This is a genomic window from Escherichia sp. Lx600-2, assembly GCF_036662595.1.
Classification (GTDB): domain Bacteria; phylum Pseudomonadota; class Gammaproteobacteria; order Enterobacterales; family Enterobacteriaceae; genus Escherichia; species Escherichia coli.
Genome location: NZ_JAYQWM010000023.1, coordinates 13,792 through 37,461, shown reverse-complemented (window position 1 = coordinate 37,461; position 23,670 = coordinate 13,792). Strand labels below are relative to the sequence as shown.

The 23,670-nt window shown below is 55.4% G+C and carries 20 protein-coding genes and 1 pseudogene; 17 read left to right on the top strand and 4 right to left on the bottom strand.

The window, feature by feature from the left end:
* The first annotated feature begins 53 nt into the window (after window positions 1-53).
* Genes phnL through phnP form a run of 5 tightly spaced genes read left to right on the top strand, consistent with a single transcriptional unit; the run spans window position 54 to window position 3,605 of the window.
* On the top strand, window positions 54-734 hold the full coding sequence (phnL, locus tag OQV04_RS10930) for a phosphonate C-P lyase system protein PhnL (protein WP_000611425.1): 681 nt from the start codon (window positions 54-56) through the stop codon (window positions 732-734).
* Complete coding sequence (gene phnM, locus OQV04_RS10925; RefSeq protein ID WP_021557445.1) at window positions 731-1,867, top strand: alpha-D-ribose 1-methylphosphonate 5-triphosphate diphosphatase; 1,137 nt, start codon at window positions 731-733, stop codon at window positions 1,865-1,867. The genes phnL and phnM overlap by 4 nt, the downstream gene beginning before the upstream one ends.
* Window positions 1,867-2,424: a ribose 1,5-bisphosphokinase gene (phnN, locus tag OQV04_RS10920; protein ID WP_000147005.1), complete on the top strand. Its 558-nt coding sequence runs from the start codon at window positions 1,867-1,869 to the stop codon at window positions 2,422-2,424. Before phnM ends, phnN begins: the two co-directional genes overlap by 1 nt.
* Window positions 2,411-2,845 carry an aminoalkylphosphonate N-acetyltransferase gene (gene phnO, locus OQV04_RS10915; RefSeq protein WP_001110490.1) on the top strand — a complete coding sequence of 145 codons (435 nt, stop codon included), beginning with the start codon at window positions 2,411-2,413 and terminating at the stop codon, window positions 2,843-2,845. The genes phnN and phnO overlap by 14 nt, the downstream gene beginning before the upstream one ends.
* A 1-nt stretch (window position 2,846) precedes the next feature.
* Window positions 2,847-3,605 (top strand): phosphonate metabolism protein PhnP, encoded by a 759-nt coding sequence (gene phnP, locus OQV04_RS10910; RefSeq protein WP_032282012.1) that lies wholly within the window; start codon window positions 2,847-2,849, stop codon window positions 3,603-3,605.
* A gap of 95 nt (window positions 3,606-3,700) precedes the next feature.
* Here phnP and yjdP read toward each other — a convergent pair whose 3' ends face one another.
* The 3 genes and pseudogenes from yjdP to OQV04_RS10895 form a co-directional block, all read right to left on the bottom strand.
* On the bottom strand, window positions 3,701-4,030 hold the full coding sequence (gene yjdP / locus OQV04_RS10905; protein ID WP_032282011.1) for a DDRRRQL repeat protein YjdP: 330 nt from the start codon (window positions 4,028-4,030) through the stop codon (window positions 3,701-3,703).
* Between the two features lie 68 nt (window positions 4,031-4,098).
* Window positions 4,099-4,731: an N-acetyltransferase gene (locus OQV04_RS10900; RefSeq protein WP_032282010.1), complete on the bottom strand. Its 633-nt coding sequence runs from the start codon at window positions 4,729-4,731 to the stop codon at window positions 4,099-4,101.
* Between the two features lie 112 nt (window positions 4,732-4,843).
* Window positions 4,844-7,108: pseudogene (locus tag OQV04_RS10895) on the bottom strand (ATP-binding protein).
* A 113-nt stretch (window positions 7,109-7,221) separates the two neighbouring features.
* On the opposite strand from OQV04_RS10895, the gene OQV04_RS10890 reads away from it, so the two are divergent.
* From OQV04_RS10890 to OQV04_RS10865, 6 genes are read left to right on the top strand one after another with little or no spacing between them, the layout of a single operon-like run.
* The gene (locus OQV04_RS10890) at window positions 7,222-8,742 is read left to right on the top strand and encodes a sugar ABC transporter ATP-binding protein (RefSeq protein WP_088375768.1); all 1,521 of its coding nucleotides are present in this window, start codon (window positions 7,222-7,224) and stop codon (window positions 8,740-8,742) included.
* A complete protein-coding gene (locus OQV04_RS10885) occupies window positions 8,739-9,713 on the top strand; it encodes an ABC transporter permease subunit (protein ID WP_032282006.1) in 975 nt (324 codons plus the stop codon). The genes OQV04_RS10890 and OQV04_RS10885 overlap by 4 nt, the downstream gene beginning before the upstream one ends.
* Before the next feature lie 18 nt (window positions 9,714-9,731).
* Window positions 9,732-10,673: an ABC transporter substrate-binding protein gene (locus OQV04_RS10880; RefSeq protein WP_001237475.1), complete on the top strand. Its 942-nt coding sequence runs from the start codon at window positions 9,732-9,734 to the stop codon at window positions 10,671-10,673.
* 54 nt (window positions 10,674-10,727) lie between these two features.
* A complete protein-coding gene (locus tag OQV04_RS10875; protein WP_032282005.1) occupies window positions 10,728-11,411 on the top strand; it encodes a D-lyxose/D-mannose isomerase in 684 nt (227 codons plus the stop codon).
* Window positions 11,412-11,425: 14 nt separating this feature from the next.
* The gene (locus OQV04_RS10870) at window positions 11,426-12,286 is read left to right on the top strand and encodes a ketose 1,6-bisphosphate aldolase (protein ID WP_001128439.1); all 861 of its coding nucleotides are present in this window, start codon (window positions 11,426-11,428) and stop codon (window positions 12,284-12,286) included.
* Window positions 12,283-13,284, top strand: coding sequence for a carbohydrate kinase family protein (locus tag OQV04_RS10865; RefSeq protein WP_000970597.1), 1,002 nt, complete (start codon window positions 12,283-12,285; stop codon window positions 13,282-13,284). The genes OQV04_RS10870 and OQV04_RS10865 overlap by 4 nt, the downstream gene beginning before the upstream one ends.
* On the opposite strand, the gene OQV04_RS10860 is transcribed toward OQV04_RS10865, so the two are convergent.
* A complete protein-coding gene (locus OQV04_RS10860) occupies window positions 13,281-13,988 on the bottom strand; it encodes a response regulator transcription factor (RefSeq protein WP_000805929.1) in 708 nt (235 codons plus the stop codon). The genes OQV04_RS10865 and OQV04_RS10860 overlap by 4 nt on opposite strands.
* Before the next feature lie 290 nt (window positions 13,989-14,278).
* Between OQV04_RS10860 and yjcS the strand changes: the two genes are divergently transcribed.
* From yjcS to fdhF, 6 genes are all read left to right on the top strand, one after another.
* A complete protein-coding gene (gene yjcS / locus OQV04_RS10855; protein WP_032282004.1) occupies window positions 14,279-16,264 on the top strand; it encodes an alkyl sulfatase YjcS in 1,986 nt (661 codons plus the stop codon).
* Window positions 16,265-16,472: 208 nt separating this feature from the next.
* A complete protein-coding gene (locus tag OQV04_RS10850; RefSeq protein ID WP_001301712.1) occupies window positions 16,473-16,748 on the top strand; it encodes a YtcA family lipoprotein in 276 nt (91 codons plus the stop codon).
* A gap of 18 nt (window positions 16,749-16,766) precedes the next feature.
* On the top strand, window positions 16,767-17,798 hold the full coding sequence (gene mdtN, locus OQV04_RS10845; protein WP_000446378.1) for a multidrug efflux transporter periplasmic adaptor subunit MdtN: 1,032 nt from the start codon (window positions 16,767-16,769) through the stop codon (window positions 17,796-17,798).
* A complete protein-coding gene (gene mdtO, locus OQV04_RS10840; RefSeq protein ID WP_032282003.1) occupies window positions 17,798-19,849 on the top strand; it encodes a multidrug efflux transporter permease subunit MdtO in 2,052 nt (683 codons plus the stop codon). The genes mdtN and mdtO overlap by 1 nt, the downstream gene beginning before the upstream one ends.
* Window positions 19,846-21,309, top strand: a complete 1,464-nt coding sequence (gene mdtP / locus OQV04_RS10835; protein WP_032282000.1) for a multidrug efflux transporter outer membrane subunit MdtP — start codon at window positions 19,846-19,848, stop codon at window positions 21,307-21,309. Before mdtO ends, mdtP begins: the two co-directional genes overlap by 4 nt.
* A gap of 197 nt (window positions 21,310-21,506) precedes the next feature.
* Complete coding sequence (gene fdhF, locus OQV04_RS10830) at window positions 21,507-23,654, top strand: formate dehydrogenase subunit alpha (protein ID WP_001300547.1); 2,148 nt, start codon at window positions 21,507-21,509, stop codon at window positions 23,652-23,654.
* The last annotated feature ends 16 nt before the right edge of the window (window positions 23,655-23,670 follow it).

The window sequence follows — 23,670 nt, the reverse complement described above, 5'->3', positions numbered from 1 at the left end:
GTCGGATAAGACGCGTCAGCGTCGCATCCGACACCCGAACCACGAGGCGAAAAATGATTAACGTACAAAACGTCAGTAAAACCTTCATCCTGCATCAGCAAAACGGCGTGCGCCTGCCCGTCTTACAACGCGCCTCACTCACCGTCAACGCGGGCGAATGCGTGGTGCTCCACGGCCACTCCGGCAGCGGCAAATCAACCCTGCTGCGCTCGCTGTACGCCAACTATCTGCCCGACGAAGGGCAAATCCAGATCAAACACGGCGACGAATGGGTTGACCTGGTCACCGCGCCAGCGCGCAAAGTGGTGGAGATCCGCAAAACCACCGTCGGCTGGGTGAGCCAGTTTCTGCGCGTCATCCCGCGTATTTCAGCACTGGAAGTGGTGATGCAGCCGCTGCTCGATACCGGCGTACCGCGTGAAGCCTGCGCCGCTAAAGCCGCGCGTCTGCTCACCCGCCTGAACGTGCCGGAACGCCTGTGGCACCTGGCGCCATCGACCTTCTCCGGCGGCGAACAGCAGCGCGTCAACATCGCCCGCGGCTTTATCGTCGACTACCCCATTCTGCTGCTCGACGAACCTACCGCCTCGCTGGACGCTAAAAACAGCGCCGCCGTAGTGGAACTGATCCGCGAAGCAAAAGCCCGTGGCGCGGCCATCGTCGGCATTTTCCATGACGAAGCCGTACGCAATGACGTCGCCGACCGCCTGCACCCAATGGGAGCCTCTGCATGATTATCAATAACGTCAAACTGGTGCTGGAAAACGAAGTGGTAAACGGTTCGCTGGAGATGCAGGACGGCGAAATCCGCGCCTTTGCCGAAAGCCAGAGCCGCCTACCGGAGGCGATGGACGGCGAAGGCGGCTGGCTGCTGCCGGGGCTGATTGAGCTGCATACCGATAATCTGGATAAATTCTTCACCCCGCGCCCGAAAGTTGACTGGCCTGCCCACTCGGCGATGAGCAGCCACGACGCGCTGATGGTGGCGAGCGGCATCACCACCGTACTGGACGCCGTGGCAATTGGCGACGTGCGCGACGGCGGCGATCGGCTGGAGAATCTGGAGAAGATGATCAACGCCATCGAAGAGACGCAGAAACGCGGCGTCAACCGCGCCGAGCACCGTCTGCATCTGCGCTGCGAACTGCCGCATCACACCACGCTGCCGCTGTTTGAAAAACTGGTGCAGCGCGAGCCGGTGACGCTGGTGTCGCTGATGGACCACTCACCGGGCCAGCGCCAGTTCGCCAACCGCGAGAAGTATCGCGAATATTATCAGGGCAAATACTCGCTCACCGACGCGCAGATGCAGCAGTATGAAGAGGAACAGCTGGCGCTTGCTGCACGCTGGTCGCAGCCAAATCGCGAATCCATCGCCGCAATGTGCCGTGCGCGACACATTGCGCTCGCCAGCCACGATGACGCCACCCACGCCCATGTTGCCGAATCCCACCAGCTTGGCAGCGTGATCGCCGAATTTCCCACTACGTTCGAAGCGGCGGAAGCCTCGCGCAAGCATGGCATGAACGTGCTGATGGGCGCGCCAAATATCGTGCGTGGCGGTTCGCACTCCGGCAACGTGGCGGCCAGTGAACTGGCGCAGCTTGGCCTGCTGGATATCCTCTCTTCCGACTACTACCCCGCCAGCCTGCTGGATGCGGCGTTCCGCGTCGCCGATGACGAGAGCAACCGCTTTACGCTGCCGCAGGCGGTGAAGCTGGTGACCAAAAATCCGGCGCAGGCGCTCAATCTCCAGGATCGCGGGGTGATTGGCGAGGGCAAACGCGCCGACCTGGTGCTGGCGCATCGCAAGGGCAACCACATTCATATCGACCACGTCTGGCGTCAGGGTAAAAGGGTGTTCTGATGACGGGAAAACTGATTTGGTTAATGGGGCCGTCCGGCTCCGGGAAAGATAGCCTGCTGGCGGAACTCCGCCTGCGGGAACAAACTCAGTTACTGGTGGCGCATCGCTACATCACGCGCGATGCCAGCGCTGGAAGCGAAAACCATATCGCCCTGAGTGAGCAGGAGTTTTTTACCCGCGCGGGGCAAAATCTGCTGGCCTTAAGCTGGCACGCCAACGGTCTGTATTATGGCGTCGGCGTCGAGATCGACCTCTGGCTGCACGCCGGATTCGACGTGCTGGTCAACGGCTCACGCGCCCATTTGCCGCAGGCGCGGGCGCGCTATCAATCGGCGCTGCTGCCCATTTGCTTGCAGGTTTCGCCGGAGATCCTGCGCCAGCGCCTGGAAAACCGTGGCCGCGAAAACGCCAGTGAAATTAACGCCCGGCTGGTGCGCGCCGCCCGCTATACTCCACAGGATTGCCATACGCTCAATAATGACGGCAGCCTGCGCCAGTCGGTCGACACGCTGCTGACGCTGATCCATCAGAAGGAGAAACACCATGCCTGCTTGTGAGCTTCGCCCGGCCACGCAGTACGACACCGACGCGGTTTACGCGCTGATTTGTGAGCTAAAACAGGCGGAGTTTGACCATCACGCGTTTCGCGTGGGCTTTAACGCTAACCTACGTGACCCGAACATGCGCTACCATTTGGCGCTGCTGGATGGCGAAGTTGTCGGCATGATCGGCCTGCATTTGCAGTTTCATCTGCATCATGTCAACTGGATCGGTGAAATTCAGGAACTGGTGGTGATGCCGCAGGCGCGCGGCCTGAACGTCGGTAGCAAGTTACTGGCGTGGGCAGAAGAAGAAGCCCGCCAGGCCGGGGCCGAAATGACCGAGCTTTCGACCAACGTGAAGCGCCACGACGCACACCGTTTCTATCTGCGCGAAGGCTACGAGCAGAGCCACTTCCGCTTCACGAAGGCGCTGTAACATGAACCTGACCCTCACGCTCACCGGCACCGGCGGCGCACAGGGCGTTCCGGCATGGGGCTGCGAGTGTGCGGCCTGCGCCAGAGCGCGGCGCTCGCCGCAGTATCGCCGCCAGCCGTGCAGCGGCGTAGTAAAGTTTAACGACGCAATCACCCTGATCGACGCCGGGCTGCACGATCTCGCCGATCGCTGGTCGCCCGGTTCGTTCCAGCAGTTTTTGCTGACGCACTACCATATGGATCACGTGCAGGGGCTATTCCCGCTGCGCTGGGGCGTGGGCGATCCGATCCCGGTTTACGGCCCACCGGATGAACAGGGCTGCGACGATCTGTTTAAACATCCGGGCCTGCTTGATTTTAGCCACACGGTGGAACCGTTTGTAGTGTTTGATTTGCAGGGATTGCAGGTCACGCCGCTGCCGCTCAACCACTCAAAACTGACCTTCGGTTATCTGCTGGAAACGGCACACAGCCGGGTGGCGTGGCTGTCTGACACCGCAGGCTTGCCGGAAAAAACGCTGAAATTTTTACTCAATAATCAGCCGCAGGTAATAGTGATTGATTGCAGCCACCCGCCGCGCGAGGATGCACCGCGTAATCACTGTGATTTAAATACCGTGCTTGCGCTGAATCAGGTTATCCGCTCGCCGCGCGTGGTTCTGACCCATATCAGCCACCAGTTTGATGCGTGGCTGATAGAAAACGCGCTGCCGCCGGGGTTTGAAGCCGGGTTTGATGGGATGGAGATTGGGGTGGCGTGATGAGAGGGAATGTGCGCGCTGGCCCCCTCACCCTAACCCTCTCCCCAGAGGGGCGAGGGCCGGGGTGAGGGGCAATGCCTGCTCCATACCCAACATCATCGCCCATACTCATCTTCCATTCTCCGCTCTTCATCCTCCAGCTGCCGACGCTCCTGATCAAGCTGGCGCTGGCGATCGTCCAGTTGCCTGCGACGATCTTCAAACTGGCGGCGGCGGTCGTCATATTGTCTGCGCCGATCGTCGCTCACTTCACGCTGCCAGCCGTCGTCGCGCGAATCTTCATAGTCTCGCCCACGGTCAGGGTTATAAGCATCGTTAATCGCCTGCTGAATATTGCCAATGGTGTCGTCGATAATATCGGCCTGGGCCGGTACGGTGGTCAGCGTGAGCAGGGTGAAAAGAAAAAGCGTGGAGTAAGGTTTCATAAGCCAGTCTCTGCGATGGACTGGCTTAACGTTAGTTGAGTGTGAATGACCGGAGTAGCGGAGTAATCTCAAACTCGGTAAGGCGCAGACTCTTCCATTAGCTGGTTAGCTCGCTGTTTATTTTCCGCCACCAGCACAATGCCATGACATTTTTGATCCGGTGAAATACTCCAGATACGCTCTTCCGGAATGCAACCGCCATCGTAGATCACTTTCGTGCCATCATAAGGCCAAAATGCCCCTTGTTCAGTGTCTAATACAAACACTGAAATCTGATCGGACTCGCGCGCGATCTTCTGCCAGAGCATCTTCCCACCATCATATTGATCAAAATCGCTGATTAGCGTGATACCGCATTGCAGGATTAGCGCTTCATACAGCCGAGTTGCCAGCCCCTTATCGCGCTCACCAGGAGAGACACAAATACCTTCTACCTGTACCAGATCCGAGTCTTCCCACCAGCGTTCAACGGCAATGATATCGCTGCCGAACTCTTTTTTACGCTGCAGATCGAGAGCGGCATGTACCCTATGACGTGGCACGCCTGCAAAAACTTCAATGTCCGCTTCAATGATGGCCGCTCTTGGCGTCTGCTTGTCATAAATTACCTGTAACAGACGTCCAGAAAGCTCGATCTCTTCCACCACGCGAAAAGAACGAGCAACCGTCATAGGGCTATAGGTGGTGGGCATCACGATCATATGTGAATCGCCTCTTGTCAGTACTGGCATAATTCCTTTTATATCCCATTCAGAACAGAATTGCTCACAATAGCAGCACATTTGCTTCAGGCCTCTTGATAAATTCTGAAAATCATCCCTCAATTTGCCCCAGCGCCTGCGCCAACTGCGCACGGGTAAAGGGTTTGCGCAACAGCGCCACGTCTGGCAGCGCGGGGTTATGGCTGGGGCGTAAATCCTGACCGCTGATGAGTAGCAGCGTCAGGTGCGGGTAAAGTTTGCGGGCCGCATTGACCACTTCTGCGCCGCTCATACCGCCGGGGAGCATTAAATCGCTGATAAAAATATCGATTTCTGCTGATGCCGCCAGCAGATCCAGCGCCTGTTCGCCGCTGCTTGCTTCCAGCGTCAAATAGCCCAGCAGGTGCAACTGTTCGCAGATGGTCTGGCGCACCGCGGCTTCATCCTCCAGCACTAACACCAGTTTATCGCCGCTGACAGAAGCCTGTTCTACTGCCGCTGGCGATAGGTTTTTCGCCGCCGTCAGCGCGCGGGGAAGCTGTAATCTGACCGTTGTCCCCTGCCCCGGCGCGCTTTCAATTTCAACGCGCCCACCGGACTGGCGCACAAAACCATAGACCATCGACAAACCCAGCCCGCTGCCGCTGCCCGTCTGTTTGGTGGTAAAGAATGGCTCAAATACCTGGCTTTTCACCGCCTGCGACATACCGCTGCCATGATCGATGACCTCCAGTGCCACCATGTCCTGACGCTGCCCACTGCTGCGAGTAACGCGCTGATTCCAGGTACGAATTTTGATGATTCCCGTCTGCCCTTCCATCGCGTCACGGGCGTTCATCACCAGGTTGATGATGGCATTTTCCAGTTGGCTGATGTCAATCCACGCGGGCCACGCCGGAGACTGCGCTTCAATCTCCAGCGCCAGCGTTGCCGGTAAGGAGTGGCGCATTAATTCGCTTAACTCTTCCAGCAATGTTTTCAGTTCAACGGATTGCGGATGTAAGGACTGCTTACGGGAAAACGCCAGCAGTCGCTGGGTCAGTAGCGCGCCACGTTCGGCAGCTTGCTGCGCCCGCTGTATTCGCGGCGCGTCGGGTGAGTCCGTGTTCACCAGTTCCAGGCTGCCAATAATTACCGCCAACAGATTATTAAAATCATGGGCCAGCCCGCCCGTCAGTTGCCCGACCGCTTTCAGTTTCTGGCTGTGTAATAGCGCCTCTTCCAACCCCTGCCGCTCAGTTTGGGCAATCTCCATCTACGTGGTCTTCTCTTTTAGCAGCCGTGAGGTTCGTTCGAGTGACGCGGTATTGCGGGCAAAAACGTTAAAGGCGCGCGCCAGTTCACCCAACTCATCACGCCGCTGTAACGCCGGAAAAGTGACGTCCGCTTCGCCGTACGCCAGGCGGCTCATGGCGCGGGAAATCGCCGTCAGGTTAGTGCCGAGGTTGCGATAGATATACCAGCCGGCAAACGCGGTGATCACCACCGCTAACAGGGCGAAAATCATGATCACCCTCTCGCCGGAGCGCAAATCCTGGTAACTTTGCGCCACACGCTGACCGGAGAGCGTCGCCACCTGTTCGGCGTAACGGTTGATGTCGCCATTGAGGATCGCCACCAGCGCTTTGATGTGAAACATATACCAGCTGATTGCCAGATCGCTTTGCTCCAGAGCGGCTGAAAGCGGCGCGAGTTTACGCAGTTCACGATTAAAATCATTGAGTAGCGTGTTAACCAACGGCGTATCGCTGTGGGTCGGCAACGCAGACATTACCCCGACCAGTTGATGAATAATCGCCTGCGGCGCGGGGGTGGCAATAGCGGCAACAATCAGTCGGTTCATCTCGTTAAGCAAAATATCATCTTGCGAGTGAGTGACTTTTTGCAGATGCCGCAGATAACTTAAGTTTTGATACAGCGAACTTAACAGCGCGTTGCGCTCCAGATGCCGCCTTTGCCCGCGCTCCAGCATTCCACCGACGCTGGTTTGCAGTTCGTTGCTACGCGTGATGATGCGCGTCACCAGCCCGGCTTCCTGCTGCGCTAAAGGCGCGTTCGCCAGTTGTGCAAGCGAGCTTTTTAATGCCCGCTGTGTCTCCTGCAACCGCTCGGCTTCGCCTTTATATTCCAGCGCTCCCACCACCTGCGACAATCGCACCGCCGCCGTTGCCACGTTTGCCGTGTCGCGCGCCAGATTCAGGCTGCCGGTCATATCATCCACCGTTTGCTGCTGCACCAGCTCCTGCATCTGGCTGGCATGACGAAAGCCCATTACCGCCACGCCGCTGACCATCAACGTCACCGCCACCACCAGCAAATTCAAAAGCAGCAATCGCCCGCGCGCGCTGGCAAAAAAATGACGTCCGGGGTGCGCCATATCACGCTCCGTGAAGAAAAATCGCAATATGACAAATATGAACGGCTTCTGACATTTTGCATTTACTTTCCTGTGATGGAGTGCTGATATCGACAACCTCGCAGGAGTCCACCATGAACAGCACGCCAGTTCTGGAGATGCGCAATATTGCCAAAGCCTTCGGCAAATTTTATGCGCTCAAAGGGGTGGATTTGACGGTCTACCCTGGCGAGATCCATGCCCTGATGGGGGAAAACGGCGCGGGAAAAAGCACGCTGATGAAGGTGCTGGCGGGGGCGTATACCGCCACCAGCGGCGAGATCCTCATAGACGGCAAGCCCTTTCACATTCGCACGCCAAAAGATGCCTTAAGCGCCGGTATTACGCTGATTTATCAGGAGATGCAGCTGGCGCCCAATTTGACGGTGGCAGAGAACATTTTCCTCGGTAGCGAGCTTTCCCACGGCGGGCTGGTGCAGCGTAAAGAGATGCTGGTGCAGGCGCAAAGAGTGATCGACCGCCTCGGCGCGCAGTTTAACGCCAGCGATAAGGTCATGACACTGACCATTGCCGAGCAACAGCAGGTCGAAATCGCCCGCGCGCTACATCGCAACAGCCGCATTCTGGTGATGGACGAACCCACCGCCGCCCTCTCCTCCCGCGAAACTCACCGCCTGTTTGAACTGATTATGCGGCTGCGCGATGAAGGGATGGCGATTATCTACATTAGCCACCGCATGGCGGAAGTGTATGAGCTTTCCGATCGCGTCAGCGTGCTGCGCGACGGGCAATACGTTGGCAGCCTGACCCGCGATAACCTCAATGCCGGGGAGCTGGTGCGGATGATGGTCGGCAGGCCACTGAGCGATCTGTTCAATAAAGAGCGCGATATCCCGCTCGGTAAAGCCCGCCTGAATGTTCACCACCTGACCGACGGCGGCAAAGTCCAGCCGAGTAGCCTGCTGGTGCGTTCCGGCGAAATTGTTGGCCTCGCCGGACTGGTGGGTGCCGGACGTTCCGAACTGGCGCAGTTGATCTTCGGCGTGCGGAAAGCGACAGGCGGAATGATTGAAGTCGATGGTGAACCGGTGGTGATCCACTCCCCGCGCGAAGCCATCGATCTTGGCATTGGCTTTCTCACCGAAAATCGCAAAGAACAGGGGCTGTTCCTTGAAATGGCGGCAGCCGAAAACATCACCATGGCGACCCTGGAGCGCGATGCCCGCTGGGGAATGCTCAATCGCAAAAAAGCGCAAACCATTTCCGATGACGCCATCAAGTTGCTCAACATTCGCGTGCCTCATGCCCAGGTACGCGCGGGCGGGCTTTCCGGCGGCAATCAGCAAAAGCTGTTGATCTCCCGCTGGGTGGCAATTGGCCCGCGCATTTTACTGCTCGATGAACCCACCCGCGGCGTGGACGTTGGCGCAAAAAGCGAGATCTACCGGATCATGAACGAGATGGCGCGCAAGGGCGTGGCGATCCTGATGATCTCCAGCGAACTGCCGGAGATAGTGGGAATGAGCGATCGCGTCTATGTGATGCGCGAAGGCAGCATTGCCGGTGAGTTAAACGGCAAAAACATCACCCAGGAAAACATTATGACCTTAGCGACTGGCGTCAACGACGCCCATTCCCAGGCGGTGCCCTCATGACGACCTCTGCAAAGACTTCTGCCAAAAAAATGCTGATGAGCGATCTGATGCAAACGGTCGGCATCTTGCCCATTTTGATTCTGATCGTGGCGGTATTTGGCTTTATCGCGCCAAACTTTTTTACCGAAAGCAACCTGCTGAATATTACCCGCCAGGCATCGATCAACATTGTTCTGGCCGCGGGGATGACCTTCATCATTTTGACCGGCGGGATCGATCTTTCCGTGGGTTCGATCCTCGGCACCACAGCGGTGGCGGCGATGGTCGTCTCCCTTAGCCCTGAGTTCGCCATGCTGTCGATCCCGGCGGCGCTGATGCTCGGCCTGCTGCTGGGGCTGTTCAACGGCGCGCTGGTGGCCTTTGCCGGATTGCCACCGTTTATCGTCACGCTTGGCACCTATACGGCGCTGCGCGGGGCGGCGTATCTGCTGGCGGACGGCACCACGGTTATCAACTCCAACATTAATTTCGAGTGGATAGGCAATAACTATCTCGGGCCGGTCCCGTGGCTGGTGGTGATTGCCCTCGCAGTGATTGTGCTGTGCTGGTTTATTCTGCGCCGCACCACGCTTGGCGTTCATATCTACGCCGTCGGCGGCAATATGCAGGCGGCGCGTCTTACCGGCATTAAGGTCTGGCTGGTGCTGCTGTTTGTTTATGGTATGAGCGGCCTGCTTTCAGGGCTGGGCGGAATTATGAACGCCTCAAGGCTGTACAGCGCCAACGGCAACTTAGGTATGGGGTACGAGCTGGACGCCATTGCGGCGGTGATCCTCGGCGGCACCAGTTTTGTCGGCGGCATCGGCACCATCACCGGCACGCTGGTCGGCGCGCTAATTATCGCCACGCTCAACAATGGCATGACCTTAATGGGCGTCTCTTACTTCTGGCAACTGGTGATCAAAGGGGCGGTGATCATCATTGCGGTGCTGATCGACAAATACCGTACCCGACACCATCAAAGTGCATAAACACATGAGGAATACAGCATGAGATTGAAGCCCTTAGTGACCGCGCTCTGTGCAGGCGCGCTGCTGGCCGCAGCACCGTTCGCCCAAGCGAAAGAACTGAAATCAATAGGCGTAACGGTGGGCGATCTGGCGAACCCGTTCTTCGTGCAGATCACCAAAGGCGCGGAGCTGGAAGCACGCAAACTGGCAGGCGATAACGTCAAAGTGACGCTGGTTTCCAGCGGCTACGATCTGGGTCAGCAGGTGTCGCAGATAGACAACTTTATCGCCGCTAACGTCGATATGATTATCCTCAACGCTGCCGATTCAAAAGGGATCGGCCCGGCGGTGAAACGGGCGAAAGATGCCGGGATCGTAGTTGTCGCGGTTGACGTAGCGGCAGAAGGTGCTGATGCCACCATCACCTCCGATAACACCCAGGCGGGCGAAATGGCCTGTAAATACATCACCGATCGCCTGAAAGGCAAAGGCAATGTGGTGATCATCAACGGCCCGCCGGTATCCGCCGTGCAAAACCGCGTCGAAGGATGCCAGACTGAATTTAAACGCCATCCTGACATCAAAGTGCTCTCTGACAACCAGAACGCGAAAGGCAGTCGTGAAGGCGGGCTGGAGGTAATGACGGGACTGCTGGCAGCAAATCCGAAGATCGACGGCGTATTTGCGATTAACGATCCCACCGCAATCGGTGCCGATCTGGCAGCAAAACAGGCGCAACGTAACGAGTTCTTTATTGTCGGTGTGGACGGAAGCCCGGACGCCGAAGAGGCGCTCAAGCGTGAGAACTCGTTGTTTGTCGCTACTCCGGCGCAAGATCCCCAGGTGATGGCAGCGAAAGCGGTGGAAATTGGCTACGACATTTTGCAGGGCAAACCTGCGCCGAAAGAGCCGGTGCTGATCCCGGTGACGATGATCGATAAAAACAACGTCGGCAATTACAAAGGCTGGACGGTGAAATAAGTCCACACGCCGGGCGGCGATGCTGCCCGGCCACCGCTAAGGAGAACGCTTTCGATGAAACGCTCCGCTATAAACGACATTCTCGGCCATACACGGCAATTCTTTTCGCAACATGACGTACATCTTCCGCCCTTTGCCAGTTTCTCGCCTGCCCAATGGCAGCAGCTCGACACCGCCGCGTGGGAGGAAGTTTTTGATCTCAAACTCGGCTGGGATGTTACCGCTTTTGGTGGCAACAACTTTGCAGCACAGGGGCTGACGCTGTTTACCCTACGTAACGGCTCAGCAAAAGGAATGCCGTATGTGAAATGTTACGCCGAGAAGATCATGCATGTGCGCGATGCGCAGGTCACGCCAATGCACTTTCACTGGCGTAAGCGCGAGGACATTATCAATCGCGGCGGCGGCAATTTGATTGTTGAACTGTGGAATGCCGATAGCAACGAGCAAACAGTTGATACCGACGTTACGGTGGTGATCGACGGCTGCCGCCAGACCCATGTCGCAGGCAGTCAGTTACGCCTGACCCCCGGCGAAAGTATCTGCCTGCCACCCGGCCTTTATCACAGTTTTTGGGCGGAAACCGGTTTTGGCGATGTGCTGGTTGGCGAAGTCTCTTCAGTCAATGACGACGACCATGATAACCACTTTTTACGCCCGCTGGCCCGCTACAACCTGATTGACGAAGACGAACCTGCACAGTTGGTATTGTGTAACGAATACCGCCAGTTCCGCTGAATAAGGATAAAGTTATGCCATTGATTTCTCTCGCTGAAGGGCTGGCACATGCCCGCGAACATCACTATTCGTTAGGTGCGTTTAATGTGCTGGACTCGCACTTTTTACGCGCCTTGTTTGCTGCTGCCAGACAAGAACGTTCGCCCTTTATTATCAACATTGCCGAAGTACATTTTAAATATATCTCGCTGGATTCCCTGGTCGAGACAGTGAAATTTGAAGCGGCGCGTCATGCCATTCCGGTGGTGTTAAATCTCGATCACGGACTGCATTTTGAATCGGTGGTGCAAGCGTTGCGGCTGGGATTCAGCTCGGTAATGTTTGATGGCTCCACGCTGGGGTATGAAGAAAATGTCCGCCAGACGCGGGAAGTGGTGAAAATGTGCCATGCCGTTGGCGTATCGGTAGAAGCTGAACTGGGCGCGGTGGGTGGCGACGAAGGCGGTGCGCTCTATGGTCATGCCGATGAATCCCTGTTTACCGATCCGCAACTGGCGCGTGATTTTGTCGACCGTACCGGCATTGACGCGTTGGCCGTGGCGATTGGCAATGCACACGGCAAATATCGCGGCGAACCGAAACTCGATTTCCCGCGCCTCGACGCTATCCGCCAGCAGGCTGCTATCCCGCTGGTATTACACGGCGGCTCAGGGATTAGTGATGCCGATTTCCGCCGCGCCATCGAACTGGGTATCCACAAAATCAATTTCTACACTGGCATGTCGCAAGCGGCGCTGGCTGCCGTTGAGGCCCGAATGGCGCACCGTCAGCCGATGTATGACGAGTTTGCCGAGTTACTGCTGGCAGTGGAAGCCGCCATCAGCGATACGGTTGCACAACAGATGCGTATTTTTGGCAGTGCGGGGCAGGCATGATGGAGCGTAAAGGGATTATCGCCGCAGGCAATATGTTGGTTGACCACGTCCATCAGATTATCCAGTGGCCAGAGCGCGGCTGGCTGGCGGAGATCACCCACAGCGAACGCTCCACCGGCGGTGCGCCGCTTAACGTCCTGCTGACGCTGGCGAAAATGCGCACCGGGCTGCCGTTACAGGCGGTTGGGCTAATCGGTCAGGACAGCGACGGCGATTACATCATGGCGATGCTTGAGCAATATCACGTCAATCGTCAGCATGTGCAGCGCACTACCTTTGCCCCGACGTCGATGTCGCAGGTGATGACAGACCCAAGCGGGCAGCGGACGTTTTTCCATTCGCCGGGTGCAAACAGACTTTTGGATCTTCCGGCGTTCGATCAGCTCGATAACACCATGAAGATTTTCCATCTCGGCTATTTACTGTTGCTCGACAGCCTGGATATGCCGGACGATGTTTACGGCACCCGTAGCGCACGCCTGCTGGCGCAAATGCGTGATACTGGCTTTGAAACCTCACTCGACCTGGTCTCCCGTAAGGGCGATCCGCGTTATCAGCCGCTGGTGCTGCCCGCGTTGCGCCATCTGGATTATCTGGTAATTAACGAACTGGAGGCCGGGGAGTTTAGCGGGCTGGAAATTCGGTTACCCAACGGCGAACCGCATATCGCGCATATTGCTGCCGCCGCGCGTGAACTGTTAGATGCGGGCGTGCGCCAGCGGGTGGTGATCCACTGCCCGGAAGGGGCGTGGGGAGAGACCCCAGAACAGGGCGGCGTGTGGATCCCTTCGCAAAAGTTAGAACAACGGGAAATTATCGGCAGCGTCGGCGCGGGCGATGCATTTTGTGCCGGATTTTTATATGGCTGCCATGAACGCTGGACGCTTACCGAGAGCATCAAACTGGCACACGCCTGCGCGCGGGCAAGCCTGTTATGCGCCAATGCCATCGACGGGGCGAAAACGCTGGAAGAGCTGCAAACAGAAATGTCGGATTAATGCACGTCGGCAGCGAAGACATACCCCAGACCGCGCAGAGTTTTAATCAACATCGGCTGATGCGGGTTGAGTTCGATTTTGCGTCGTAAGCGCATGATTAATACGTCGATGGTGCGATCAAACACCTCCACGCTGTCGCTGTGGGTGAACGCCAGCAACTGCTCGCGGCTCAATACCCGACGCGCGTTTTGCGCCAGAGCCAGTAACAAGCCATATTCGCCCTGAGTTAACTCGACATGTTGCTGAAGCGGATTGTGCAACTGGCAGCGCATGGTATCGAGATACCAGCCATTGAATGACAGCCCGGCGCTTTTCTCGTCATTAACCGCCAGCGCACCAACCCGTCGCAACACCGCTTTCAGTCGTGCGACCACCACCCGCGGGGTGAACGGTTTGCAGATGTAATCATCCGCGCCCATTTCCAGCCCGACCACCACATCAGACTCACTGCCCATGCCGGTCAACATCACCACCGGCAATGTCGGACGCAGTTTCTGGATTTGCTGCAATACCCTCAGGCCGTTGGTATCGGGTAGCATCATATCCAGCACCACCAGCGCAATGTCAGGATCGCCCTCAATACGCAATATGGCCTCCTGTCCGGTATGGCAGACTGAAACCGTAAAGACATGTTCACTTAACACGTCCTGCAACAGTGCGCAGATAGCCGTGTCATCATCCACCACCAGCACGACGGGTTTCATGGTTACACTCCGCATCATTCATCTAATTAATCATTGTGCGTACTTCTTGTCGAAGTGAAAGCTGAAAGTAATATAAATAATAAAAATATAAGTCAGGTCACATTATTGATGATAGTAATAAATATGCCGTAATTTTCCCTCTTCAGCACAAATGCCTAATAAAATGGATCGTTCTGCTCACACTTCCACTTATTAAAGTCGCAATTTCCCAATTATGATAACACCAGCTTTAAATGACGTATTTTGCATGGATTACATATTTACGACATAAATGATAAATGGAGATTTATATGAATAACTCTCAGTTATTCCGTTTGAGCAGGATTGTTATTGCGTTAACCGCCGTCAGCGGCATGATGGTAAATACCGCTAACGCGAAAGAGGAAGCGAAAGCCGCCACTCAATATACCCAACAGGTTAATCAGAATTACGCCAAATCATTACCGTTTAGCGATCGTCAGGATTTTGACGATGCCCAGCGTGGATTTATCGCCCCGCTGCTGGATGAAGGTATTCTGCGTGATGCGAACGGTAAAGTTTACTACCGCGCGGACGATTACAAATTTGATATTAATGCCGCAGCGCCGGAAACCGTAAACCCCAGCCTGTGGCGTCAGTCGCAGATCAACGGCATTTCTGGCCTGTTCAAAGTCACCGATAAAATGTATCAGGTGCGCGGCCAGGATATCTCTAACATTACGTTCGTTGAGGGCGAGAAAGGCATTATTGTTATCGACCCGCTGGTGACGCCACCTGCCGCAAAAGCCGCACTTGACCTTTACTTCCAGCATCGTCCGCAAAAACCGATTGTTGCCGTTATCTACACTCACAGCCACACCGACCACTATGGTGGCGTGAAAGGCATTATCTCTGAAGCCGATGTTAAATCCGGCAAAGTTCAGGTGATTGCCCCTGCTGGCTTTATGGACGAAGCCATCAGCGAAAACGTGCTGGCGGGTAACATCATGAGCCGCCGTGCGCTCTACTCTTACGGTCTGTTACTGCCACACAACGCGCAAGGCAACGTGGGTAATGGCCTTGGCGTGACGCTGGCAACGGGCGACCCGAGCATTATTGCACCGACTAAAACTATCGTCAGAACTGGCGAGAAGATGATTATCGACGGCCTGGAGTTTGACTTCCTGATGACCCCAGGTAGCGAAGCACCAGCCGAAATGCACTTCTATATTCCGGCCCTGAAAGCCCTGTGTACCGCCGAGAACGCCACGCATACCCTGCACAACTTCTACACTCTGCGCGGCGCGAAAACCCGCGATACCAGCAAGTGGACCGAGTACCTGAACGAAACGCTGGATATGTGGGGTAACGACGCGGAAGTGCTGTTTATGCCGCACACCTGGCCGGTCTGGGGCAATAAGCATATCAATGATTATATTGGTAAATATCGCGATACCATCAAGTATATTCACGATCAAACCCTGCATCTGGCGAACCAGGGCTACACCATGAATGAAATCGGCGACATGATTAAGCTGCCGCCTGCACTTGCCAATAACTGGGCCAGCCGTGGCTATTACGGTTCTGTCAGCCACAACGCCCGCGCGGTGTATAACTTCTATCTTGGCTATTACGACGGTAACCCGGCTAACCTGCATCCGTATGGTCAGGTAGAGATGGGCAAACGTTACGTGAAAGCGCTGGGCGGTTCTGCCCGTGTCATCAACCTGGCGCAAGAAGCGAACAAGCAAGGTGATTACCGCTGGTCGGCAGAACTGCTGAAACAGGTGATTGCCGCCAACCCGGGTGACCAGGTCGCGAAGAATCTGCAAGCGAATAACTTTGAACAGCTGGGCTATCAGGCCGAGTCCGCCACATGGCGCGGTTTCTACCTGACCGGCGCGAAAGAGCTGCGCGAAGGGGTGCATAAGTTCAGCCACGGCACCACCGGTTCCCCGGACACCATTCGCGGAATGTCGGTCGAAATGCTGTTCGACTTTATGTCCGTTCGCCTCGATAGCGAAAAAGCCGCGGGTAAAAATATCAGCCTGAACTTCAATATGAGCAACGGCGATAACCTCAACCTGACGCTGAACGATAGCGTGCTTAACTACCGTAAAACGCTGCAATCCCAAGCTGACGCCTCTTTCTACATCAGTCGTGAAGATCTGCACGCCGTGCTGACCGGACAAGCCAAAATGGCAGATCTGGTAAAAGCGAAGAAAGCCAAAATTATTGGCAATGGCGCGAAACTGGAAGAAATTATCGCCTGTCTGGATAATTTCGATTTGTGGGTGAATATCGTAACCCCAAATTAATGTCACTCGCTTTTGGGGGCCCTGAAGCCCCCAAAAGCATTTATTTTAAAAATATATACAGCCAATTAATAAATAAAATATATAAGTTATGAATGCGGTGGCTGAATAAAGCTATTTTTATTCATCGAGAAAATAGCCATACTGACGCCTTCAATGGATATTGATATTCACTACAGATATTGTTCGCAGCAGACAGGATGTATTTAATATGCCAACAGTTCTCTCTCGCATGGCGATGCAACTCAAAAAAACAGCCTGGATAATTCCCGTCTTCATGGTTTCGGGATGCTCATTATCTCCGGCAATCCCGGTGATCGGCGCTTATTATCCCAGCTGGTTTTTCTGCGCCATTGCCAGCCTTATTTTGACGCTCATCACGAGGCGAGTTATTCAGCGGGCAAATATCAAGCTGGCATTTGTCGGAATTATTTATACCGCCCTTTTTGCTCTCTACGCCATGCTGTTCTGGCTGGCATTTTTCTAATCTATTTGAGACGCGCTCATGGAAAGTACGCCGAAAAAAGCTCCTCGCAGTAAATTCCCTGCTCTGTTAGTGGTTGCGTTGGCGCTGGTTGCCCTTGTTTTCGTTATCTGGCGCGTAGACAGTGCGCCATCAACTAATGACGCTTACGCGTCAGCAGATACCATTGATGTGGTGCCGGAAGTCAGCGGTCGCATTGTAGAACTGGCGGTCACCGACAACCAGGCAGTCAAACAGGGCGATTTGCTGTTCCGCATCGACCCGCGCCCGTACGAAGCCAATCTGGCGAAAGCCGAAGCCTCCCTCGCGGCGCTGGATAAACAAATTATGCTCACCCAGCGTAGCGTTGACGCGCAACAGTTTGGTGCCGACTCGGTTAATGCCACGGTAGAAAAAGCCCGTGCCGCCGCGAAACAGGCCACAGATACATTACGCCGCACCGAGCCATTACTGAAAGAAGGTTTTGTCTCAGCGGAAGACGTTGACCGTGCGAGGACCGCGCAGCGCGCCGCAGAAGCGGATCTTAATGCCGTATTGTTACAGGCGCAGTCAGCCGCCAGCGCCGTCAGCGGCGTGGATGCATTAGTTGCCCAGCGTGCGGCGGTCGAAGCGGATATTGCCCTGACCAAACTGCATCTGGAAATGGCGACCGTTCGCGCACCGTTTGATGGCCGGGTCATTTCCCTCAAAACCTCCGTCGGGCAATTTGCTTCTGCCATGCGCCCTATTTTTACCCTAATCGACACTCGTCACTGGTACGTGATCGCCAACTTCCGCGAAACCGATCTGAAAAATATTCGCTCAGGTACACCCGCAACGATTCGCCTGATGAGTGACAGCGGCAAAACTTTCGAGGGTAAAGTGGATTCAATTGGCTACGGCGTGCTACCGGATGACGGCGGCCTGGTGCTGGGCGGCCTGCCGAAAGTTTCTCGTTCTATTAACTGGGTCCGCGTTGCCCAGCGTTTTCCGGTCAAAATCATGGTTGATAAACCTGACCCGGAAATGTTCCGCATCGGCGCTTCGGCAGTCGCTAATCTTGAGCCGCAATAATGAGCGCGCTCAACTCCCTGCCATTACCGGTGGTCAGGCTGCTGGCGTTCTTTCATGAAGAGTTAAGCGAGCGGCGACCAGGTCGCGTGCCGCAGACCGTGCAACTCTGGGTAGGCTGCCTGCTGGTGATTCTGATCTCGATGACCTTTGAGATCCCTTTCGTGGCGTTATCGCTGGCAGTGCTGTTTTACGGTATTCAGTCGAACGCGTTTTACACCAAATTTGTGGCGATCTTGTTTGTGGTTGCCACGGTGCTGGAGATCGGCAGCCTGTTTTTGATCTACAAATGGTCATACGGCGAGCCTCTGATCCGGCTGATCATCGCCGGACCGATCCTGATGGGCTGCATGTTTTTGATGCGCACCCATCGGTTGGGGCTGGTCTTTTTCGCCGTCGCCATTGTCGCTATTTACGGGCAAACCTTCCCCGCCATGCTCGACTATCCGGAAGTGGTCGTGCGCTTAACCCTGTGGTGTATCGTTGTCGGCCTCTACCCGACGTTATTGATGACGTTAATCGGCGTGCTGTGGTTTCCCAGTCGTGCCATTTCGCAAATGCATCAGGTGCTTAATGATCGGCTTGATGATGCCATTAGCCACCTGACGGACAGCCTCGCACCGCTACCCGAAACGCGGATTGAAAGAGAGGCGCTGGCGCTGCAAAAACTCAATGTCTTTTGCCTCGCGGACGATGCCAACTGGCGAACCCAGAGTGCATGGTGGCAAAGCTGCGTGGCAACGGTAACCTACATTTACTCGACACTGAATCGCTACGATCCCACCTCTTTTGCTGATTCTCAGGCAATTATTGAATTCCGACAAAAATTAGCTTCAGAAATCAACAAGCTGCAGCATGCCATTACCGAAGGTCAGTGCTGGCAAAGCGACTGGCAGATCAGTGAAAGTGAAGCGATGGCGGCACGGGAATGTAACCTGGAGAATATCTGCCAGACGCTGTTACAGCTTGGTCAGATGGACCCGAATACGCCGCCAACGCCCGCCGCCAAACCGCCATCAATGGTCGCCGATGCTTTTACCAATCCAGACTATATGCGCTACGCGGTAAAAACGCTGCTCGCCTGTTTGATCTGTTACACCTTCTACAGCGGCGTGGACTGGGAAGGCATTCATACCTGTATGCTGACCTGCGTGATCGTCGCTAACCCAAATGTCGGTTCGTCGTACCAGAAGATGGTGCTGCGTTTTGGCGGGGCCTTTTGCGGCGTGATTCTGGCGCTGTTATTCACGCTACTGGTCATGCCCTGGCTGGACAATATTGTCGAATTGCTGTTTGTGCTGGCACCGATTTTCCTGTTGGGCGCATGGATTACCACCAGCTCTGAACGCTCTTCTTATATCGGCACACAGATGGTGGTCACCTTCGCGCTCGCCACGCTCGAAAACGTTTTTGGTCCGGTGTACGACCTGGTGGAAATTCGCGATCGCGCCCTGGGTATTATCATTGGTACCGTGGTGTCTGCGGTGATTTGCACCTTTGTCTGGCCTGAAAGTGAAGCGCGCACGCTGCCGCAAAAACTGGCCGGTGCGCTGGGTATGCTAAGTAAAGTAATGCGGATCCCACGCCAGCAGGAAGTCACGGCTCTGCGCACTTATCTGCAAATTCGTATAGGTCTGCATGCGGCGTTTAATGCCTGTGAAGAGATGTGCCAACGCGTGGCGCTGGAGCGTCAACTGGACAGCGAAGAACGCGCCTTACTGATTGAACGTTCGCAAACGGTTATTCGTCAGGGCCGCGATCTTCTTCACGCCTGGGATGCCACCTGGAACTCGGCGCAGGCGCTGGATAACGCACTACAGCCGGACAGAGCAGGTCAGTTTGCCGACGCCCTGGAAAAATACGCTGCCGGTCTGGCAACCGCACTCAGCCGTTCTCCTCAAATAACGCTTGAAGAGACACCCGCCTCGCAGGCCATCCTGCCCACCTTATTAAAACAGGAGCAACACGTCTGCCAGCTTTTCGCCCGCTTGCCAGACTGGACAGCCCCGGCATTAACGCCCGCCACGGAACAGGCACAAGGAGCCACGCAATGATCAATCGTCAACTTTCACGTCTGCTGTTGTGCAGCATTCTCGGCAGCACGACGCTGATTTCCGGCTGTGCCCTGGTACGCAAGGATTCTGCGCCTCATCAACAGCTCAAACCGGAACAAATCAAACTGGCCGATGATATTCATCTTGCCAGCTCCGGCTGGCCGCAGGCGCAGTGGTGGAAACAACTCAATGACCCACAGCTGGATGCGCTGATCCAACGGACGCTAAGTGGTTCACACACCCTCGCCGAAGCGAAACTGCGGGAAGAAAAAGCGCAGTCCCAGGCCGATTTGTTAGATGCCGGTTCACAATTACAGGTCGCAGCGTTAGGGATGCTCAACCGCCAACGCGTCTCGGCGAACGGCTTTTTAAGCCCTTATGCGATGGATGCGCCAGCACTGGGTATGGACGGGCCGTACTATACGGAAGCCACAGTAGGTTTGTTTGCCGGACTGGATCTTGATTTGTGGGGTGTGCATCGCTCAGCGGTTGCCGCCGCCATTGGCGCGCATAATGCCGCGCTGGCAGAAACCGCAGCAGTAGAGCTATCGCTGACCACGGGCGTAGCGCAGCTTTATTACAGTATGCAGGCCAGCTATCAGATGCTCGATCTGTTAGAACAAACTCGCGATGTGATTGATTACGCGGTGAAAGCGCACCAACGTAAAGTGGCGCACGGTCTGGAAGCGCAAGTGCCTTTCCACGGCGCGCGGGCACAGATTCTGGCGGTCGATAAACAAATTGCTGCCGTTAAAGGGCAAATCACCGAAACGCGAGAATCTCTGCGCGCATTGATTGGCGCGGGAGCCAGCGATATGCCGGAGATCAAACCGGTGGCATTACCACGAGTCCAGACCGGCATTCCGGCGACACTCTCTTATGAGTTGCTCGCCAGACGCCCGGATCTGCAAGCCATGCGCTGGTATGTTCAGGCGTCATTAGATCAGGTGGATTCCGCGCGGGCGCTGTTCTACCCAAGCTTTGATATCAAAGCGTTTTTCGGTCTGGACTCCATCCATCTGGATACCTTATTCAAAAAAACCAGTCGCCAGTTCAACTTCATCCCGGGTCTGAAATTGCCGCTGTTTGACGGTGGACGGTTGAATGCCAATCTCGAAGGTACGCGCGCCGCCAGCAACATGATTGAACGTTACAACCAGTCAGTACTGAACGCGGTGCGTGACGTTGCCGTCAACGGCACGCGTCTGCAAACGCTCAACGACGAGCGAGAAATGCAGGCTGAACGCGTGGAAGCAACGCGCTTCACCCAGCGCGCTGCCGAGGCCGCCTATCAGCGCGGCTTAACCAGCCGCTTACAGGCCACTGAAGCCCGGTTGCCAGTACTTGCCGAAGAGATGTCATTACTGATGCTGGACAGCCGCCGGGTGATCCAAAGCATTCAGTTGATGAAATCGCTGGGCGGCGGGTATCAGGCAGGTCCCGTCGTCGAGAAAAAATAAAATGTCTGCCGCGTGATGGCTGTCACGCGGTATTTCGTTTCGTCACGTCAAAACTGACGACAGCCTGTTTTTCGTCAGAGTTTTGAATAAATAGTGCCCGTAATATCAGGGAATGACCCCAAATAAAATGTGGCATAAAAGATGCATACTGTAGTCGAGAGCGCGTATGCGTGATTTGATTAACTGGAGCGAGACCGATGAAAAAAGTCGTCACGGTTTGCCCCTATTGCGCATCAGGTTGCAAAATCAACCTGGTCGTCGATAACGGCAAAATCGTCCGGGCGGAGGCAGCGCAGGGGAAAACCAACCAGGGTACCCTGTGTCTGAAGGGTTATTATGGCTGGGATTTCATTAACGATACCCAGATCCTGACCCCGCGCCTGAAAACCCCCATGATCCGTCGCCAGCGTGGCGGCAAACTCGAACCTGTTTCCTGGGATGAGGCACTGAATTACGTTGCCGAGCGCCTGAGCGCCATCAAAGAGAAGTACGGTCCGGATGCCATCCAGACGACCGGCTCCTCGCGTGGTACGGGTAACGAAACCAACTATGTAATGCAAAAATTTGCGCGCGCCGTTATTGGTACCAATAACGTTGACTGCTGCGCTCGTGTCTGACACGGCCCATCGGTTGCAGGTCTGCACCAATCGGTCGGTAATGGCGCAATGAGCAATGCTATTAACGAAATTGATAATACCGATTTAGTGTTCGTTTTCGGGTACAACCCGGCGGATTCCCACCCAATCGTAGCGAATCACGTAATTAACGCTAAACGTAACGGGGCGAAAATTATCGTCTGCGATCCGCGCAAAATTGAAACCGCGCGCATTGCTGACATGCACATTGCACTGAAAAACGGCTCGAACATCGCGCTGTTGAATGCGATGGGCCATGTCATTATTGAAGAAAATCTGTACGACAAAGCGTTCGTCGCTTCACGTACAGAAGGCTTTGAAGAGTATCGTAAAATCGTTGAAGGCTACACGCCGGAGTCGGTTGAAGATATCACCGGCGTCAGCGCCAGTGAGATTCGTCAGGCGGCACGGATGTATGCCCAGGCGAAAAGCGCCGCCATCCTGTGGGGCATGGGTGTAACCCAGTTCTACCAGGGCGTGGAAACCGTGCGTTCTCTGACCAGCCTCGCGATGCTGACCGGTAACCTCGGTAAGCCACATGCGGGTGTTAACCCGGTTCGTGGTCAGAACAACGTTCAGGGTGCCTGCGATATGGGCGCGCTGCCGGATACGTATCCGGGATACCAGTATGTGAAAGATCCGGCTAACCGCGAGAAATTCGCCAAAGCCTGGGGCGTGGAAAGCCTGCCTGCTCATACCGGTTATCGCATCAGCGAGCTGCCGCACCGCGCAGCGCATGGCGAAGTGCGTGCCGCGTACATTATGGGCGAAGATCCGCTACAAACTGACGCGGAGCTGTCGGCAGTACGTAAAGCCTTTGAAGATCTGGAACTGGTCATCGTTCAGGACATCTTTATGACCAAAACCGCGTCGGCGGCGGATGTTATTTTACCGTCAACGTCGTGGGGCGAGCATGAAGGCGTGTTTACTGCGGCTGACCGTGGCTTCCAGCGTTTCTTCAAAGCAGTTGAACCGAAATGGGATCTGAAAACGGACTGGCAAATCATCAGTGAAATCGCCACCCGTATGGGTTATCCGATGCACTACAACAACACCCAGGAGATCTGGGATGAGTTGCGTCATCTGTGCCCGGATTTCTACGGTGCGACTTACGAGAAAATGGGCGAACTGGGCTTCATTCAGTGGCCTTGCCGCGATACTTCAGATGCCGATCAGGGGACTTCTTATCTGTTTAAAGAGAAGTTTGATACCCCGAACGGTCTGGCGCAGTTCTTCACCTGCGACTGGGTAGCGCCAATCGACAAACTCACCGACGAGTACCCGATGGTACTGTCAACGGTGCGTGAAGTTGGTCACTACTCTTGCCGTTCGATGACCGGTAACTGTGCGGCACTGGCGGCGCTGGCGGATGAACCTGGCTACGCACAAATCAATACCGAAGACGCCAAACGTCTGGGTATTGAAGATGAGGCATTGGTTTGGGTGCACTCGCGTAAAGGCAAAATTATCACCCGTGCGCAGGTCAGCGATCGTCCGAACAAAGGGGCGATTTATATGACCTACCAGTGGTGGATTGGTGCCTGTAACGAGCTGGTTACCGAAAACTTAAGCCCGATTACGAAAACGCCGGAATACAAATACTGCGCCGTGCGCGTCGAGCCGATCGCCGATCAGCGCGCCGCCGAGCAGTACGTGATTGACGAGTACAACAAGTTGAAAACTCGCCTGCGCGAAGCGGCACTGGCGTAATACAGTCCTTTCTACA

Excerpts from the sequence above, each read along its gene's own strand:
- phnL (WP_000611425.1), top strand. The coding sequence starts at position 54 with ATGATTAACGTACAAAACGTCAGTAAAACCTTCATCCTGCATCAGCAA.
- phnM (WP_021557445.1), top strand. The coding sequence starts at position 731 with ATGATTATCAATAACGTCAAACTGGTGCTGGAAAACGAAGTGGTAAAC.
- phnN (WP_000147005.1), top strand. The coding sequence starts at position 1,867 with ATGACGGGAAAACTGATTTGGTTAATGGGGCCGTCCGGCTCCGGGAAA.
- phnO (WP_001110490.1), top strand. The coding sequence starts at position 2,411 with ATGCCTGCTTGTGAGCTTCGCCCGGCCACGCAGTACGACACCGACGCG.
- phnP (WP_032282012.1), top strand. The coding sequence starts at position 2,847 with ATGAACCTGACCCTCACGCTCACCGGCACCGGCGGCGCACAGGGCGTT.
- yjdP (WP_032282011.1), bottom strand. The coding sequence starts at position 4,030 with ATGAAACCTTACTCCACGCTTTTTCTTTTCACCCTGCTCACGCTGACC.
- OQV04_RS10900 (WP_032282010.1), bottom strand. The coding sequence starts at position 4,731 with ATGATCGTGATGCCCACCACCTATAGCCCTATGACGGTTGCTCGTTCT.
- OQV04_RS10890 (WP_088375768.1), top strand. The coding sequence starts at position 7,222 with ATGAACAGCACGCCAGTTCTGGAGATGCGCAATATTGCCAAAGCCTTC.
- OQV04_RS10885 (WP_032282006.1), top strand. The coding sequence starts at position 8,739 with ATGACGACCTCTGCAAAGACTTCTGCCAAAAAAATGCTGATGAGCGAT.
- OQV04_RS10880 (WP_001237475.1), top strand. The coding sequence starts at position 9,732 with ATGAGATTGAAGCCCTTAGTGACCGCGCTCTGTGCAGGCGCGCTGCTG.
- OQV04_RS10875 (WP_032282005.1), top strand. The coding sequence starts at position 10,728 with ATGAAACGCTCCGCTATAAACGACATTCTCGGCCATACACGGCAATTC.
- OQV04_RS10870 (WP_001128439.1), top strand. The coding sequence starts at position 11,426 with ATGCCATTGATTTCTCTCGCTGAAGGGCTGGCACATGCCCGCGAACAT.
- OQV04_RS10865 (WP_000970597.1), top strand. The coding sequence starts at position 12,283 with ATGATGGAGCGTAAAGGGATTATCGCCGCAGGCAATATGTTGGTTGAC.
- OQV04_RS10860 (WP_000805929.1), bottom strand. The coding sequence starts at position 13,988 with ATGAAACCCGTCGTGCTGGTGGTGGATGATGACACGGCTATCTGCGCA.
- yjcS (WP_032282004.1), top strand. The coding sequence starts at position 14,279 with ATGAATAACTCTCAGTTATTCCGTTTGAGCAGGATTGTTATTGCGTTA.
- OQV04_RS10850 (WP_001301712.1), top strand. The coding sequence starts at position 16,473 with ATGCCAACAGTTCTCTCTCGCATGGCGATGCAACTCAAAAAAACAGCC.
- mdtN (WP_000446378.1), top strand. The coding sequence starts at position 16,767 with ATGGAAAGTACGCCGAAAAAAGCTCCTCGCAGTAAATTCCCTGCTCTG.
- mdtO (WP_032282003.1), top strand. The coding sequence starts at position 17,798 with ATGAGCGCGCTCAACTCCCTGCCATTACCGGTGGTCAGGCTGCTGGCG.
- mdtP (WP_032282000.1), top strand. The coding sequence starts at position 19,846 with ATGATCAATCGTCAACTTTCACGTCTGCTGTTGTGCAGCATTCTCGGC.